The organism is Micromonospora sp. NPDC047762, from assembly GCF_043204655.1.
GTDB lineage: Bacteria > Actinomycetota > Actinomycetes > Mycobacteriales > Micromonosporaceae > Micromonospora.
In genome coordinates, this window is record NZ_JBIDCQ010000001.1 from 332,586 (window position 1) to 348,377 (window position 15,792).

Annotated in this window: 15 protein-coding genes and 1 riboswitch; of the genes, 6 read left to right on the forward strand and 9 right to left on the reverse strand. The window is 72.9% G+C overall.

Annotated features, from left to right (window positions below; all coding sequences use genetic code 11):
• Positions 1 to 24 precede the first annotated feature (24 nt).
• From ACGF3C_RS01595 to ACGF3C_RS01605, 3 genes are all read left to right on the forward strand, one after another.
• On the forward strand, positions 25 to 1,287 hold the full coding sequence (locus tag ACGF3C_RS01595; RefSeq protein ID WP_393217741.1) for a DUF2786 domain-containing protein: 1,263 nt from the start codon (positions 25 to 27) through the stop codon (positions 1,285 to 1,287).
• 148 nt (positions 1,288 to 1,435) lie between these two features.
• Positions 1,436 to 1,792: a YciI family protein gene (locus tag ACGF3C_RS01600; RefSeq protein ID WP_357197465.1), complete on the forward strand. Its 357-nt coding sequence runs from the start codon at positions 1,436 to 1,438 to the stop codon at positions 1,790 to 1,792.
• A complete protein-coding gene (locus ACGF3C_RS01605; protein ID WP_357226192.1) occupies positions 1,789 to 3,042 on the forward strand; it encodes a sigma-70 family RNA polymerase sigma factor in 1,254 nt (417 codons plus the stop codon). The genes ACGF3C_RS01600 and ACGF3C_RS01605 overlap by 4 nt, the downstream gene beginning before the upstream one ends.
• Positions 3,043 to 3,206: 164 nt before the next feature.
• Here ACGF3C_RS01605 and ACGF3C_RS01610 read toward each other — a convergent pair whose 3' ends face one another.
• The 7 genes from ACGF3C_RS01610 to ACGF3C_RS01640 all read right to left on the reverse strand — a co-directional run bounded on the left by ACGF3C_RS01610 (position 3,207) and on the right by ACGF3C_RS01640 (position 9,265).
• Positions 3,207 to 4,682, reverse strand: a complete 1,476-nt coding sequence (locus ACGF3C_RS01610) for an alpha/beta hydrolase (protein ID WP_393217743.1) — start codon at positions 4,680 to 4,682, stop codon at positions 3,207 to 3,209.
• Positions 4,683 to 4,807: 125 nt separating this feature from the next.
• Positions 4,808 to 5,077, reverse strand: coding sequence for a hypothetical protein (locus ACGF3C_RS01615; protein ID WP_112581781.1), 270 nt, complete (start codon positions 5,075 to 5,077; stop codon positions 4,808 to 4,810).
• Positions 5,074 to 5,421 carry an ArsR family transcriptional regulator gene (locus ACGF3C_RS01620; protein ID WP_285792822.1) on the reverse strand — a complete coding sequence of 116 codons (348 nt, stop codon included), beginning with the start codon at positions 5,419 to 5,421 and terminating at the stop codon, positions 5,074 to 5,076. The genes ACGF3C_RS01615 and ACGF3C_RS01620 overlap by 4 nt, the downstream gene beginning before the upstream one ends.
• Before the next feature lie 163 nt (positions 5,422 to 5,584).
• Entirely contained in the window at positions 5,585 to 5,758 is a 174-nt protein-coding gene (locus ACGF3C_RS01625) for a CsbD family protein (protein WP_036410891.1), read from the reverse strand.
• Between the two features lie 74 nt (positions 5,759 to 5,832).
• A complete protein-coding gene (locus tag ACGF3C_RS01630; RefSeq protein ID WP_393217746.1) occupies positions 5,833 to 8,079 on the reverse strand; it encodes a heavy metal translocating P-type ATPase in 2,247 nt (748 codons plus the stop codon).
• Positions 8,080 to 8,091: 12 nt separating this feature from the next.
• Entirely contained in the window at positions 8,092 to 9,042 is a 951-nt protein-coding gene (locus tag ACGF3C_RS01635; RefSeq protein ID WP_393217748.1) for a hypothetical protein, read from the reverse strand.
• A 13-nt stretch (positions 9,043 to 9,055) separates the two neighbouring features.
• Entirely contained in the window at positions 9,056 to 9,265 is a 210-nt protein-coding gene (locus ACGF3C_RS01640) for a heavy-metal-associated domain-containing protein (RefSeq protein ID WP_393217750.1), read from the reverse strand.
• Between the two features lie 94 nt (positions 9,266 to 9,359).
• Here ACGF3C_RS01640 and ACGF3C_RS01645 point away from each other — a divergent pair, with 94 nt between their 5' ends.
• A complete protein-coding gene (locus ACGF3C_RS01645; RefSeq protein WP_030329541.1) occupies positions 9,360 to 9,656 on the forward strand; it encodes a metal-sensitive transcriptional regulator in 297 nt (98 codons plus the stop codon).
• A gap of 6 nt (positions 9,657 to 9,662) precedes the next feature.
• Here ACGF3C_RS01645 and ACGF3C_RS01650 read toward each other — a convergent pair whose 3' ends face one another.
• Positions 9,663 to 11,732, reverse strand: coding sequence for a heavy metal translocating P-type ATPase (locus ACGF3C_RS01650; RefSeq protein WP_393217752.1), 2,070 nt, complete (start codon positions 11,730 to 11,732; stop codon positions 9,663 to 9,665).
• A gap of 311 nt (positions 11,733 to 12,043) precedes the next feature.
• On the opposite strand from ACGF3C_RS01650, the gene ACGF3C_RS01655 reads away from it, so the two are divergent.
• Positions 12,044 to 13,414, forward strand: a complete 1,371-nt coding sequence (locus ACGF3C_RS01655) for a YibE/F family protein (protein ID WP_393217754.1) — start codon at positions 12,044 to 12,046, stop codon at positions 13,412 to 13,414.
• Between the two features lie 166 nt (positions 13,415 to 13,580).
• Positions 13,581 to 13,711: riboswitch (cyclic di-AMP (ydaO/yuaA leader) on the forward strand.
• Between the two features lie 4 nt (positions 13,712 to 13,715).
• Positions 13,716 to 14,735 (forward strand): hypothetical protein, encoded by a 1,020-nt coding sequence (locus ACGF3C_RS01660; protein ID WP_357224420.1) that lies wholly within the window; start codon positions 13,716 to 13,718, stop codon positions 14,733 to 14,735.
• Between the two features lie 56 nt (positions 14,736 to 14,791).
• Here ACGF3C_RS01660 and ACGF3C_RS01665 read toward each other — a convergent pair whose 3' ends face one another.
• Positions 14,792 to 15,511 carry a carbonic anhydrase gene (locus tag ACGF3C_RS01665; protein WP_357224415.1) on the reverse strand — a complete coding sequence of 240 codons (720 nt, stop codon included), beginning with the start codon at positions 15,509 to 15,511 and terminating at the stop codon, positions 14,792 to 14,794.
• Positions 15,512 to 15,792 lie beyond the last annotated feature (281 nt).

The following is a 15,792-nucleotide window of genomic DNA, read 5'->3' on the forward strand; positions in this document are numbered from 1 at the left end:
CCAGATCCCGAGAAGGAGGTGCCCGTGCCGGACGCGGACGAACTCGTCGCCAACGCGCTCGCGGCGGTGCGCGGCACTGACGTACGACAGGCCGAACGACAGCTGGACCAACTGATGGTCGGCACCGGCGCCGCGGACGGCAGCACGGCGGTGGACGCCGCTCTGCTGCGTCGCCTGGTCCGCGGACTGGGTCGGCTCTGGCCGCGCGGTTGGCAGCCGGTCGACGTGGACCGGATCACCAGTCGACGGCTCGACGGCCGCGCGGCGCGGCTGGTCCGTGCGGCGATGGCCGCCCAGCGGCGCGACCAGGCCGAGCCGGTCCCGGCCTGGTGGGACGACCAGTTACGCGAGCTGGTGGCCGCCGAGGGCGGTGCCGACGGCAGCGTGGTGGCCGGCTGGGCCAGTCGGGAGGGGCTGGACCGGGCCGACGCGCTCCGATCGGCAGTGGACGCGCTCGCGCTGGTGGAGAGCCTGCCGCCGATCGCGGTGCTGCGCCCGCCGCCGGGCACGAGCGGCGCGGCACTGCCCCGCACTGCGGGCACGGCTCGCAGCGGGTCGCCGATGCTGGATCGGGTGCGGGCGCTGCTGGCGAAGGCCGAGTCGACGACCTTCCCGGCGGAGGCGGAGGCACTGACGGGTAAGGCCCAGGAGCTGATCGCCCGGCACAGCATCGACGAGGCGTTGCTGGCGGCCGGGTCCGAGCGTGGGGACCTGCCCGGCGGGGTACGCCTGAGCACCGACACCCCATACGCGGGAGCGAAGGCGCTGCTGGTGCAGGAGGTGGCGGCGGCGAACCGGTGCGAGGCGGTCTGGTCCGACGATCTGGGCTTCGCCACAGTGCTGGGCTGGCCGGCCGATCTGGTGGCGGTCGAGTTGCTCTACACGTCGCTGCTGGTGCAGGCCACGGCGGCGATGCTGCGTGGCCGCGCCGAGCGCCGGTCGGGGTCGGGGCGGCGGACGAAGGTCTGGGACGAGTCCTTCCTCAACGCGTTCGCGCTGCGGATCGGCGAGCGGCTGCGCACGGCCACCGAGGCGGCGACCAACGCGGCGGACGAGGCGGCGGCGGAGACGGCCGGGGCGGAACGGCTGTTGCCGGTGCTCGCGGCGCGGGGCGAGGCGGTCCGGGAGCGGTTGGACACGCTCTTCCCCGGCGTCACCCGGCACCGGCTCAGCGTGCGCGACGCCGAGGGCTGGTCGTCCGGCACCTCGGCCGCCGACCGGGCCTCGCTGGACGTCGGCGGCGCCCGGAAGCCCCGACAGGTGCCCGGCCGACCCGATCCGCGCTGAACCGTCCGGCGTGGGAACGCCCCCGGCGGATGTTTCTGCGATCTTCTTCGGTACGCGGTAGGGATCGGGGGATCGGCTCCGACCCTCCGGTGAGTCGCGCCCCGATCGGGGTGCGACCAGAGCCTGAGGAGCAATCGCCGTGAAGTACATGCTGCTGATCTGGAACCGGCCCGGCTTCACCGAGAGTCTGAGCGAGCAGGAGCGCACCGCCCTCTTCGGCGAGGTCGACGAGATCATGAAGGAGCTGACCGAGACCGGCGAGCTGATCGGCGGCCAGGCGTTGGCGAATCCGTCGCAGACGTTGACGGTCCGGCTCGTGGACGGCAGCCCCGAGGTTCTCGACGGCCCGTTCATGGAGAGCAAGGAGCAGTTCGCCGGCTACCTGGCCGTCGACTGCGACACCCCGCAGCGGGCTGCCGAGATCGCGGCCCGCTGGCCGGACGTCCGGTACGGCGGCGCGATGGAGGTCCGCCCGATCATGGACGAGGCCGGGACGGAGATGTGACCGAGGACCGGAGGGTCGAGGATCTGCTGCGCACGTTCGCGCCGCAGGTCCTCGGCCTGCTGGTCCGTCGGCACGGACAGTTCGACAGGTGCGAGGACGCGGTCCAGGAGGCGCTGCTCGCCGCCGCGACGCAGTGGCCCGGGCAGGGCGTGCCGGACAACCCACGCGCCTGGCTGCTCACCGTTGCCACCCGCCGGCTCACCGACGAGTGGCGCAGCGAGAGCGCGCGCCGGGACCGCGAGGCGGCGGTGGCGCGGCGCGAGCCGGCGTACGCCGGGGTGGCGCCCGCGGCGGACGCGGAGCCCACCATTGCGGCCGACGACGACACCCTCACGCTGCTGTTCCTCTGCTGCCACCCGGCGCTGCCCGGCTCGGCGCAGGTGGCGCTCACCCTGCGGGCGGTCGGCGGTCTCAGCACCGCCCAGATCGCCCGGGCGCACCTGGTGCCCGAAGCGACGATGAGTCAACGGATCCGACGGGCCAAGCAACGGATCGAGGCTGCCGGGGCGCGGTTCACGATGCCCGGGCCGGCCGAGCGGGGCGAGCGGCTGGGCACGGTGCTGCGGGTGCTCTACCTGATCTTCAACGAGGGCTACACCGCGTCCAGTGGCCAGGACCTGCGCCGGGCCGAGCTGACCGGCGAGGCGATCCGGCTGGCTCGCATCCTGCGCGGGCTGCTGCCCGACGACGGCGAGGTGACCGGGCTGCTGGCGCTGATGCTGCTGACCGACGCGCACCGGGCGGCCCGGGTGGGGCCGGACGGGGAGTTGGTGCCGCTGGCGGAGCAGGACCGTTCCCGGTGGGACGCCGCCGCCATCGCGGAGGGGGTAGCGCTGATCACCGAGGCGCTGACCTGGTCGCCGCCCGGCCCGTACCAGCTCCAGGCGGCCATCGCCGCTGTGCACGCCGAGGCGTCGACGGCGGCGGAGACCGACTGGCGGCAGATCGTCGCGCTCTACCGACTGCTGGCCCGGATCGCGCCGAACCCGATGGTCACCCTGAACCAGGCGGTGGCGGTGGCCATGGTCGACGGGCCCCGGGCGGGGCTCGCCCTGCTCACGCCGTTGGACGCCGACGAACGCACGGCCGGGCACCACCGGCTGGCCGCCGTCCGGGCTCACCTGTTGGAGCTGACCGGGGAGGTCGGTGCGGCGCGGGAGGCGTACCTGGTGGCGGCGCGGGGCACCACGAGCCGGCCAGAGCAGCGCTACCTGGAGGTGCGGGCGGCCCGGCTGACCGGGCAGGGCTGAGCGACGTCGCCTTGCCGTTTTGGCAACAATTGTCACCGCCGAGGAGCGCCGCCGCACGGTGCCGGGCCGGGAGGCCCCGCTGTACGACGTGGTCGTCCGCGCCACCCGACGCCGCTGAGCACACCGCTGCCGGCCGCCGGGCGCCCGGCGGCCGGCAGCGGCGGTCACACCTCGGGTTCGATGGCCGGGCAGCTGGCACCCCGGGCGGGCACCACCTGATCGGTCAGGTACGAGTCGACGGCTCGTTGCACGCACGGGCTACTGCTGTAGCTGCCGTGCCCCCACCCCTGGTAGGTGAGCACCGCGCCGTGCCGGCCCAACTGTCGCGCCACGTTGCGCGCCCAGTCGTAGCCGGTGGCCGGGTCGTGCACTGTGGCGGCGAGCAGCAGCGGAACGTCGGTGTGGACCCGTAGCCGATGCTGCGGGTTGGCCACCGGCGTCGGGGTGCCCAGGCAGGTGACGAGGGCGAACAGCGCCGGCGGGTAGCGCAGGTCCGGGGCGAGCCGGGCCGCCCGGCGCAGATGTCCGACGTACTCGCGGTAGTCGCTCACCGGCAGGCTCCAGTCCTGACAGAAGACCGCGAAGGGGTACGGAGCCACGGCGTCGCCGGTCGGTGGGCCGGCGCTTCGCATGGCGGTGGCGGCATCCATCCTGCCCAGCCACTCGGCCAGGCCCGGCCACCGCCAGGTGTCGTAGAACTCCTTGTGGGTGAGCCGGCTCAATTCGAACGGGGTCAGCACCACCCCGGGCCGCTTCGGGTCGGTCAGCAGGCCGCGCTCGGCCCGCACCTGCAGCCCGGCCCAGATCGACCGGAGGTCCCGGCCGTGCAGGGCACAGGCCGTGGACCGTTCACACCAGGCGGCGAACTCGTCGAACGCGCCCTCCGCTGTGGCGGCCTGGCTGTCCAGGAAGGCGCGGGTGCCGAGGCTGTGGTCCATCGTGGCCTCCAGCACCATGGCCCGGACCCGGTCGGGGTACAGCTCGGCGTACCGCTGCCCGAGCAGGGTGCCGTACGAGCTGCCGTGGAAGGTCAACTGTCGTTCGCCGAGCGCGGCGCGGACCGCGTCCAGGTCGCGGGCGGCGCTGGTGGTGTCGACGTGGTCGTAGAGCGCCCCGGTGCGGGCCCTGCAGTCGGCGCGCAACAGCGCGTTGTTGGCCAGTGTGGCGTCGAACTGCGCCTGGTCGGCGATCAGTTGCGGTTGCCGGGCGAGCAGGTCCCGGGCGCAGACCACCGGGTGGCTGCCGCCGGTGCCGCGTGGGTCGAAGCTGACGATGTCGAACCGGGCACGCAGGTCGGCGCTGAATCGGGAGCTGCCGTTCACCACCCGGTCGACCCCGCTGTCGCCCGGCCCGCCGGGGCCGAAGACCAGCGCGCCTTTCCGGGTGGCCGGGTCGGCGAGCCGGCGGGCCAGCGACAGGTCGAAGCGCTCACCCCCGGGTCGGTTCCAGTCCACCGGCAGTGACAGGGTGCCGCACTCGGCGCTGGTGTCCGTGGCGTTGGTGTCAGTGGCGCAGGGCCGCCAGTCGATCGTCGGGGCGGGCTGTGGTCGGGCGGCGGCCGGGCTCGCCGGGGTCAGGCCGGCGGCAGTCAGGGCCAGGGCGACGGCCCAGCCGACTGCGGATTTGCGTGAGCGCAGCATGAGGTGCTGTCCTCTCCTCGAAGGAGCGTTGCCGGTGAAACTCGCCCACTGGGCGAGGTGATGCTGCTTCCACCCGGGCCGTCGAGTAGCCGCTCGACGGCCCGGGGCCTCTCTCGTCCGCCGGGTCAGTCGACCTCGCGCAGGACGCGTTCGAGCGTGGTCATCCGGGTCTCCATCCCGCCCAGCCGGCCGTCCATCGCCGCGAGCAGTCGGGCGTTCTCCGCCTGGGCCTGAGCGGCCGTCTCGGCGAGTTGGCGGTAGTCGTCCGCCCGGTCCGCCTCGTACCGGGCCCGACGGGTCTTGGCGAGTTGCACGACGGTCACCGTGACCACGCTGATCAGGAAGGCGAAGATGCCGATTGCGCCGACCACCTCGGTCCAGTCGTGTTCGCTCATCGCTGCGCTCCCGGCTGCTCGCCCGAGTCGGGCACTGTCAGCGTCTCGACCGCCGCCGCGATGACCGCGGGGGTGAGTGTGAGCACGAACGGCTCCACCTCGTAGTAGTTCATGGCCTTCCCGTCCTCCGACAACTCCAGGCGGGCGGTGACCAGCCCGGCCGCCGCCAGCTTCCGTAGGTGGACCTGCAACAGCGCTCGACTGATGCCCAGTTGCCGGGCCAGCCCGCTGACGTACGCACGCTCGCGGGCCAGCGCGGCGACGACCCGCAGCCGGTGCGGGTTGGCCAGGGTGGCCAGCACCCGGACCAGGTCGTCGCCGGTCGGCGGTGAGGCGGTGCTCATAACCAGCCCTTGCACATGCCAAGGAAAGTTAGCAGGTGTCGGCGAACTGCGGTGCGGACGGAAAGCGGAATCAGGGGGATCTCAGGGTCGGCGAAAGAGGCCTGACACACAGCACGCCGGGCCGGTGATGATCACCGGCCCGGCGTGCGGGTTACGTCGTACGTCAGCTCTTGAAGGCGTCCTTGATCTTCTCGCCCGCCTGCTTGAGCTTGGCGGTGGACTGGTCAGCGCGACCCTCCGCCTCCAGCTGCTCATTGTCGGTGGCCCGACCGGCGCCTTCCTTCAGCTTGCCGGTCGCGTCCTCGGTGGCGTTGTTGATCTTGTCGTCGAATCCCATTGCCAACCTCCATTGCAAGCGTCGCTACGACAACAGAGGTACCCCCGCCGTCGCCGGTCCAACCATTACCGTCGTCACAGATCGGCAGTGGCCGACCGGAAGCGACGCAGGCGCAGGCTGTTGGCCACCACGAAGACCGAGGACAGCGCCATCGTGGCACCGGCGATCATCGGGTTGAGCAGCCCGGCGGCGGCCAACGGCAGGGCCGCCACGTTGTAGCCGAACGCCCAGAACAGGTTGCCCCGGATGGCGCCGAGCGTGCGGCGGGACAACCGGATGGCGTCCACCGCGGCGTCCAGGTCGCCGCGGACGAGGGTGAGGTCGGCCGCCTCGATCGCCACGTCGGCGCCGGTGCCCATGGCCAGCCCCAGGTCGGCCTGGGCCAGCGCCGGGGCGTCGTTGACCCCGTCACCGACCATCGCCACCGACCGCCCCTCGGCCTGGAGCCGCTTGATCACGTCGACCTTTCCGGCCGGCAGCACCTCGGCGATCACCTCGTCGACGCCCACCTCGGCGGCGACCGCGCGAGCCACAGTGGCGTTGTCCCCGGTCAGCAGGACCGGAGTCAGCCCCAGCCCGCGCAGCCGAGCCACCGCCGCCCGGCTGGTCGGCCGGACCACGTCGGCGACAGTGAGCACGCCCCGGGCCCGGCCGTCCCAGCCGGCGACGATCGGCGTACGGCCGGCGGCCTCGGCGTCGCGCACCGCCCACTCGACCTCCGGGGGTACGTCGATCTCACGCTCGCGCAGCAGCCGGACCCGGCCGACCAGCACGGCCCGCCCGTCGACGGTGCCGCTCACCCCCAGCCCTTCGAGGTTGCCGAAGGCACTCACCGGGGGCAACGCGCCCGCCTCGGTGGCAGCCGCCGCTACCGCACGGGCGATCGGGTGCTCGGAGGCCGCCTCCACCGCCCCGGCGAGCCGGAGCAGCTCGGCCCGGTCCACGCCGCTCGCCGGCACCACGTCCACCAGTGTCATCCGGCCGGTCGTCACGGTGCCGGTCTTGTCGAGCACCACGGTGTCCACCCGACGGGTCGACTCCAGCACCTCCGGGCCCTTGATCAGCACGCCGAGCTGGGCGCCCCGACCGGTGCCGACCAGCAGCGCGGTCGGGGTGGCCAGGCCGAGCGCACACGGACAAGCGATGATCAGCACGGCCACGGCGGCGGTGAACGCGGCGGTCGGGCCGGCCCCGGTGCCGAGCCACCAGCCGAGCGTGCCGACGGCGAGGGTGATGACGATCGGCACGAAGACGCCGGAGATCCGGTCCGCCAGCCGCTGCACCGCCGCCTTGCCGCTCTGCGCCTGCTCCACCAGGTCGGCCATCCGGGCGAGCTGGGTGTCCGCGCCGACCCGGGTGGCGGTGACGATCAACCGCCCGCCCGCGTTGATCGTTGCGCCGACCACGCCGTCACCCGGGCCGACCTCGACCGGCACCGACTCACCGGTGAGCATGCTGGCGTCGACAGCGGAGGTGCCCTCGTCGACCACACCGTCAGTGGCGATCTTCTCCCCGGGGCGGACCACGAACCGGTCACCGACGGCGAGCCGGTCCACCGGGATCAGGGTCTCCACGCCGTCACGCAGCACCGTCACGTCCTTGGCGCCGAGATCGAGCAGGGCGCGTAGGGCGGCGCCGGCAGTTCGCTTGGACCGGGCCTCGAAGTAGCGACCGGCCAGGATGAACACGGTGACCCCGGCGGCCGCCTCCAGGTAGATGTTGCCGGCGCCGTCGCTCCGGGTGATGTCGAAGCGGAACGGGTGCGTCATCCCGGGCATCCCCGCGTCACCGAGGAAGAGCGCCCAGATCGACCAGCCGAACGCGGCCAACGTGCCGAGCGACACCAGCGTGTCCATTGAGGCCGCGCCGTGCCGCAGGTTGGTCCAGGCGGCCCGGTGGAACGGCAGCCCGCCCCAGACCACCACCGGGGCGGCCAGGGTCAGCGACAGCCACTGCCAGTAGTCGAACTGCCAGGCCGGGACCATGGCCAGCAGGACCACCGGCACGCTCAGGGCCACCGACACCCAGAGCCGGGTACGCGGCCCCCGCAACGGGTCCACCGGGGGTTCCGCGCTGGGCGGGGCTGGCAGCGCCGCGGTGTAACCGGTCTTCTGCACGGTCCCGATCAGGTCGTCCGGCGTGACGCCGTCGGCGTACCGGACTGTCGCCTTCTCGGTGGCGTAGTTGACGGTGGCGCTCACCCCGTCCATCCGGTTGAGCTTCTTCTCGATGCGGGCGGCGCACGCGGCGCAGGTCATCCCGCCGATCGCCAGTTCGATCCGGTTCGGCGCCTCGGGCAGCGGTCTGCTGGTGGTGGTCATCGTCTGGTCCCGTCAGTCGTGTCCGTGCCCGGGGGTGCCGTGGTCGGCCCCGCCGGTCGGTGCGGGCCCGCTCGGTTTCGGGGCGTCTCCGGTCGGGGCGGCGCCGGCGACCACTGTGAACTCGGCGGTGTGCACCCTCCCGCCGTGTTGGAAGTCGAGGTAGAGCCGGTAGCTGCCGACCGAGGGCACCTCGGCGAGGAAGGTGACGGCCGGACCGGGCCGGGTGCGCCCGTCGCCGGGTGCCCCGTCCGGGTGCACGTGCAGGTAGGCCAGATCACCCTGACGCAGTGCCACCAGGTGCCCGTACGCGCCCAGGTAGGGCTCCAGGTCGGTGACCGGCTGCCCGTCCCGGCTGACGGTCAGGGTCAGCGACGACGTCCGACCGGGCTGCGGCGCACCGGTCAGGGTGACCGTGTAGCCGTCGACCGTGGTGCTGGCCGTCGGGGCGGGCAACGGCCGTTCGGTCAGCTCGCCGGGGACTGTCACGTCCACGCCCAGGGTCAACGGCTCACCCCCGGTCGGGGTGAAATCCGCGAACGCCCGCCACTGCCCGGGGCCGGCCAGCGGGGTGTCGACCCGCCAGGTGCCGTCCGCGGCCAGCTCGGGGTGGACGTGGCGGAAGCCGGAGAGGTCCCGACGGGCGACGATCAGGTGCATCTGCTTGTCGTGCGCCACGTCGTACCGGGTGACCGGGCGGCCGTCCGGGCCGGCGATCCGGAAGGCGAACTCGTCGGCCGGGGCGTCGACCGGTTCGAGGGTGTAGCCACGTTCGGAGACGAGCAACCCGCCGGGCAGCCGATCGCCCGTCCCGCCCCGCTCGTCCGCCGTCGGGGTGGTGGCGGCATCGTCGTGCCGGCTCTCGGCGACCGGGGCGGGGTCGACGACCCGGCCGATCCCGTAGGCGGCGCCGAACACCGCCGCCAGGCCGACGGCGAACCCGGCCAGTTTCGTCACGGTACGCACGCCGGCCCGCCGATCACGCGTCGACGAGGTCGTAACCGGCCTCGTCGACGGCGGCCCGGACGGCGGCGGTGTCCAGCGGCTGGTCGCTGCTGACGGTGACCCGGCCGGCGGCGAGGTCGACCTGGACGTCACGCACACCCGCGATGGCGCCGACCTCGGCGCTCACCGCGCTGACGCAGTGCCCGCAGGTCATGCCCTGCACCTGGTACGTCGTGTCGACCATTGGATCGTCTCCTTCGTGGTACCGGTACCCGGTGGGGGTATCTCAACAGAACCGACCGTACCATACCCCCTGGGGGTACGCTATCCTGGTCGGTATGACCGCACCCACCCCGATCCGCGGATACACCGCCAGCAAGGACCAGCTGCTCGCGCGGCTCCGCCGCGTCGAGGGGCAGGTCCGGGGCATCGAGAAGATGGTCGACGACGACCGCTACTGCATCGACGTGCTCACCCAGATCTCCGCCATCCAGGCCGCCCTCGACAAGGTGGCCCTCGGGCTGCTCGACGGGCACGCCCGGCACTGCATGCACGAGGGCGCCGCCGAGGGTCGGGCCGACGAGATGGCCACCGAGATGATGGCGGCGGTCGGCCGGCTCATGAAGCGCGGCTGACCGCGCTCAGTCCGGCGCGGGATCGAGACGGACCCGGCGCAGCAACTGAGCGTTGAGCGCCACCACGATCGTCGACGCCGACATCAGCACCGCGGCCACCGCCGGGCTCAACGCCACGCCCGCCCAGGCCAGCACCCCGGCGGCCAGCGGCAGCGCCACCACGTTGTAGCCGGCCGCCCAGGCCAGGTTCTGTCGCATCTTCCGGTACGACGCCCGGGACAGCCGGACCACGGCCCCCACCCCGCGCGGGTCCGAGGATGCCAGCACCACCCCGGCGGACTCGATGGCCACATCGGTGCCCGCGCCGATCGCGATGCCCACGTCCGCCCGGGCCAGTGCCGGCGCGTCGTTCACCCCGTCACCGACCATCGCCACCACCAACCCCCGCCGCTGGAGCTCGGCCACCCGATCGTCCTTCTCCGACGGCAGCACCTCGGCGAAGACCTCGTCGACGCCGGGCCGGAAGCCGAGGTCGGCGGCGACCGCCTCGGCCACCGGCCGGGCGTCACCGGTGATCATGGCGATGTTTCGGACACCCTCGGCACGCAACTCGGCGACAGCGCGCCGGGCCTCCGGACGCACCTCGTCGGTCAACGCGAACGCACCGAGCACGGCGTCGGGCAGCCGCACCAGGTGCAACACCGCGGCACCCCGCGCCGACCACCGCCCGGTCGCGGCCTCCAGCTCCGCCGGGAGCGAAAGGCCCAGCTCGCGCAGCAGCGCCGGCCCGCCCACCGCGTACTCCGTACCGTCGATTGTCGCCTTCACACCGCGGCCCGGCAGCGACCGGAACCCGGCTGCCCGGGCCGGGCCGCCACGGCCGGCCGCCGCCACTATCGCCCGGGCCAACGGATGTTCGCTCTCCGACTCGACGCCGGCCGCGATCCGCAGCACCTCGCTCCGCTCGACGCCGGACGCCGTCGCCAGGTCGGTCACCCCGTGCTCGCCCCGGGTCAGCGTGCCGGTCTTGTCGAAGAGCACCGCGCCGACGGTCCGCATCCGCTCCAGGGCCAACCGGTCCTTGACCAGAATCCCGGACCGTGCGGCGAGCGCGGTGGAGAGCGCGACGACCAGCGGGATGGCGAGACCCAGCGCGTGCGGGCAGGCGATCACCAGGACGGTGACCGCACGGACCACCGCCTCGTCGGGCTGACCGAGCGCGGTCCAGACCAGCACGGTCAGCACGGCGGTGCCGGTGGCCAGGTAGAACAGCGCGGCGGCGAACCGGTCGGCCAACAGTTGGGCCCGTCCACCGGAAGCCTGGGCCTGCGCGACCATCCGCTGGATGCCGGCGAGGGCGGTCTGCTCACCCAACGCCTCGACGCGCACCCGGATCGCCGAGTCGGTGGCGACGGTGCCGGCCACCACCCGGTCGCCAGTCGACCGGGCGACCGGCCGCGACTCCCCGGTGATCATCGACTCGTCCAGCTCGGTGCCGCCCTCGACGACACGGCCGTCCGCCGGCACCCGACCGCCCGGCCGGACCAGCACCACGTCGCCGATCCGCAGACCGGTCACCGGCACGGCCTCGACCCGCCCGTCCGCCGCCACCCGTTCGGCCTCGTCCGGCAACAGCGCGGCCAGCGCCGCCAGCGCTCCCCGGGCCTGTCCGATGGCTTTCATCTCCTGCCAGTGCCCGAGCAGCATGATGGTGACCAGCGCGGCCAACTCCCACCAGAAGTCCAGGTCGAAGACGCCGACGCTGGTCGCCAGGGACGCGGCGTACGCGACGGTGATCGCCATCGCGACCAGCAGCATCATCCCGGGCACCCGGTCCCGGACCTCCCGGACCGCACCGACCAGGAACGGCCAACCGCCCCACCAGAACACCACCGAGCCGAGCACCGGGCCCACCCAGCCCCGACCGGGGACGACGTCCCCGGTCAGGCCCAGCCGGCCCGACACGAGATGACTCGTCAGCACCACCGGGACGGTCAACACCAGGCAGACCCAGAACCGGCGGCGGAACATCGCCGGATCGTGTCCGGCGTGCTTGTCGTGCCCGGAATGCTTGTCGTGCGGCACGGGTTCGGCGCGTCGCGGTCGGTCGGGGTGGGGCGGTGACGGAGCGGGCATGGCTCCAACATGCCGCCCCGGAGACCGCCGCGCGAGCGGTTCGGCCGCCCGACACTCCGCCACGACCTGCAACCCCCGGAGGGGCTGGCTAGCATCTCCCACGATGGCCCTCCGAATGCCGCTGCACAGTCGGGCACCGGCGCCGCCACGTCGTGGCGGTGCCCCCGGCCGACCGGGCCGAGCACTGACCGTCCGTGATCAAGCGGTCGTCAGGCAGCGATCCGCCCCGCCGTCCGCCGCGTTTCCACCGCAACGGTGAACCGCCCGGCCCGCTGACCCGTATTCCGCACCGGATCGTTGGGAGTCTCACCTTGGCCGCCGACCACACTCACCCCGCTCCGTCCGCCCCGCCTCGGGTGCGACGGATCCTCGTCGTGACTGTGGTACCCCTCTTCGTCGCCACCGTGCTGGCCGCGGTGCTGCTCTGGCCGCGCGGCGGGTCGCCGCAGACCGATGGTGGTGCAGACGTGCCGCGCTACCCCGGCACTGTCACCCGGGTGGTGAGCGAGCCGTGCCCGCCGGCGCCGTCGGTCCCCGAGGGCACACCGAGGGTCGGCGATGGGCGGTGCGGCACCGTCGACGTGCGGGTGGACGATGGGCCGACCGCCGGCCAGCAGGTACGGACTCCGGTGCCCGACGGGCCCGGCGCACCCCGGGTCGAGGTCGGCGACGAGGTCGTCCTGGTCGAACTGGCCGATCCGATCGATCCCACCGTCAGCAACTGGAACATCGCCGAGCATCAACGCGGCACCCCGATGGTGTGGCTGGCGGTGGTCTTCGCGGCCGCGATCGTCGCGTTCGGTCGGTGGCGGGGTCTGGCAGCGCTCGCCGGGCTGGCCGCCAGCTTCGCCATCCTGCTCACCTTCGTGCTGCCGGGCATCAGCGCGGGCAGGTCACCGCTGCTGGTGGCGGTGGTCGGCGCGGCCCTGATCATGTTCGTGGTGCTCTATCTGACCCACGGGGTCACCGCACAGACGTCGGTCGCGGTGCTCGGCACCCTGGGCAGCCTGGTGCTGACCGGCGTGCTCGCCACGATCGCCACGGCCGCGACCCACCTCACCGGCTTCGGCAGCGAGGACGCCACCACCCTGTCGATGTTCCAGGGCGACGTGGACCTGCACGGTCTGCTGCTCGCCGGCATCATCATCGGTTCGCTCGGGGTGCTCGACGACGTGACGGTCACCCAGGCGGCCACCGTCACCGAACTGGCGAACGCCAACCCCGGGCTGACCCGGTTGCAGCTGTACCGTGCCGCCACCCGGGTCGGCCGCGCGCACATCGCCTCCACTGTCAACACCATCGTGCTGGCGTACGCGGGCGCGTCACTGCCCCTGCTGCTCCTGCTCACCGCCGACTCGCGGCCGATCGGGCAGATCCTCACGAGTGAGTTCCTCGCGCAGGAGATCGTCCGCAGCGCGGTCGCCACCCTCGGCCTGATCGCCGCCGTGCCGCTGACCACCGGGCTGGCCGCTGTGGTGACCGCGGCCGGGGGTACCGATGCCACGGCTCCCTCCGACGCTCCCGCGCCCCGGCCCCAGCCGGACCGCAGCGAGGCACTGGCCGCACTCAGCTCACCGCGAACGGCCGGCTCCGACGAGCCGGACCGGACGCGGACCGCACCCCCATCCGAGGCCACCGACCGGTGGCCGGAGTCGAACAGGAGCACGGATACGGCATGGTGACACTCCTCAGCGTGACCAGATCGGGCATCCACCCTGAGAACCGCGTCACTGGTCACTCAACGCTATGGCGAAATGACGCTTTTGGTCGGCATCCAGGCATAGCTCAGCCGGTCGACTCTCGGGTAACCTCGCTGCCGGTTACCGATGAAGGCGCGAAGCGGCGCCTGCGGTGCCACCGCCCAATCGCCAACCGGCGAGCCGGGGACCCAGGTACCTGGGGTGAATCCGCGTCAGCGGTAGGGGCCACTTCCGCCCCGAACCCGTCAGCTAACCCGGTCGGCGGTCGACGGAAGGGAACATTGTGACGGCACCCCTACGCCGCTGGTTGACACCCGTGGTGGCCGTGATCGCCGCACTGACCGTGTTCGCCGGGCCGTTCCCGGCGCACGCCGCCCCGACGAACCCCACACCGTCCGGGCACGAGGAGGACGGCGAGCCCAAGCTGCTCAACGACGTCATCGAGCAGGCCAACCGTGACTATTCCGCCGCGAAGTCCAAGCTGGACAAGTCCAAGAAGCGGCAGAGCGAGTTGGCGGCGGAGGTCAACCGCGCCAAGGCCGAACTGGACGCGTTGGCCCCGCAGGTCGGGCAGATCGCCGCCCAGGCGTACCGGACCGGCCGGATCGGCGCGGTCGCGATGCTGCTGGAGAGCGACGCGCCCGACTCGTTCGTCCAGCGCGCCGGGCTGCTCGACGAGATCAACATGGTCAACGAGAAGAAGCTCTCCGAGGTCAACGAGGTGAAGGCCCGCGCCGAGCAGGCCAAGCTGGCCCTCGACACCGAGGTACGCGAGCAGCAGAAGCAGACCGCCCTGATGGCGAAGCGCAAGAGCGAGGCCGACAAGGCGCTCTCCCTCGTCGGCGGCAAGGGTTTCACCGGCGGCCTGGTGGATGCCACCTCCAAGGTCGCGAAGATCGGCCCGGGTCGCACGGCCGACGGTGACTGGAAGCCCCAGTCGTGCAGCGAGAAAGACCCCACCACGTCCGGCTGCGTCACGCCGCGCACGCTGCACGCGTACAAGGAGGTCAAGGCGGCCGGCTTCAACCGGTTCGTCGGCTGCTACCGCCCCGGCGGGCCGTGGGAGCACCCGAAGGGCCGCGCCTGCGACTGGTCGCTACAGAAGAGCGGGTTCTCCCCGTGGCACAACAACGACACCCGGACGTACGGCAACAACGTCGCCGCGTTCCTCATCCGAAACGCCGACCGGCTCGGCATCTACTACGTGATCTGGAACCGGCAGATCTGGTTCCCGGCCACCGGCTGGAGTTCGTACAGCGGGCCGTCGAACCACACCGACCACGTTCACATGTCGCTGCTCTGACCCGCCCGATCCCCGTCGAGGGCCGTTCCGCGTGACGCGGAGCGGCCCTCGTCGCGTCAGACGGTGGCAGGCGCGGCCGGGTCGGTCGATTCGGCCGGGGTCGCGAAGCCGGCCGGCACGGCGGCCACCTGGCGTACCGCTCCGGCTGCCAGCCGGTAGGACACGCCCACCACCGCGCACCGCCCCCGCGCCACCTCGTCGGCCAGCACGGGCGACTGCCCGAGCAGCGTCTCGACGGTCTGTGCGATGTGGATGTCGACGATGCCGTCGATGTCGTCCACGCCCTCGTCCGCGGCCCGGCGCAGGCTGGGCAGCACGGCGTCGACCACGGCGCGCAGATGGCCACTCGGCGCGGTGCCGGTCGCGGCGGACTCCCGGGCGGCCTGCACCGCACCGCAGGAGTCGTGACCGAGCACCACCACCAGCGGGGTGCCGAGCACTGTCACCGCGTACTCGACGCTGCCGAGCACCTCGGGGCCGGCGGTGTGCCCGGCGGTGCGAACCACGAACAGGTCGCCCAGGCCCCGGTCGAAGATGATCTCGGCAGCCAGCCGCGAGTCGGAGCAGCCGACGATCACCGCGAACGGGTGTTGCCCGTCGGCCACCGCGGCCCGGTGCCCGGCATCCTGGTTGGGGTGGCGTGGGGCACCATCGACGAAGCGCCGGTTGCCGGCGACCAGTTCGGCGTACGCCCGGGTCGGCTCACTGAGCGCGGTGGCCCCGTCGGTGGTCCGCTGCGGACCCGGCTGACCGCCGGAGCTCCCGGTATGACTCATCCCGCACCTCGTCTCGACGCATCTGACCTGGTCAAACCGGCTCTCCGCCGGCCGGGCGGCGGGCGCTGGCTCGTGCTCCACCGTCACACGCACCGTAAGATGCGTCAAGGTATGCGTGATTTAGATTTCATACGTTGACTCCGGCCACACCCTGGGCAACCTTCCCGGGGGGGGGGGGGGGGGGGGGGGGGCGGGGGGGGGGGGGGGGGGGCCCACAGAAAGCGCGGTAACAAAAAGGACAACACGGAGACCGGCCACCCCAGCAGGGGGGGGAACGGGAA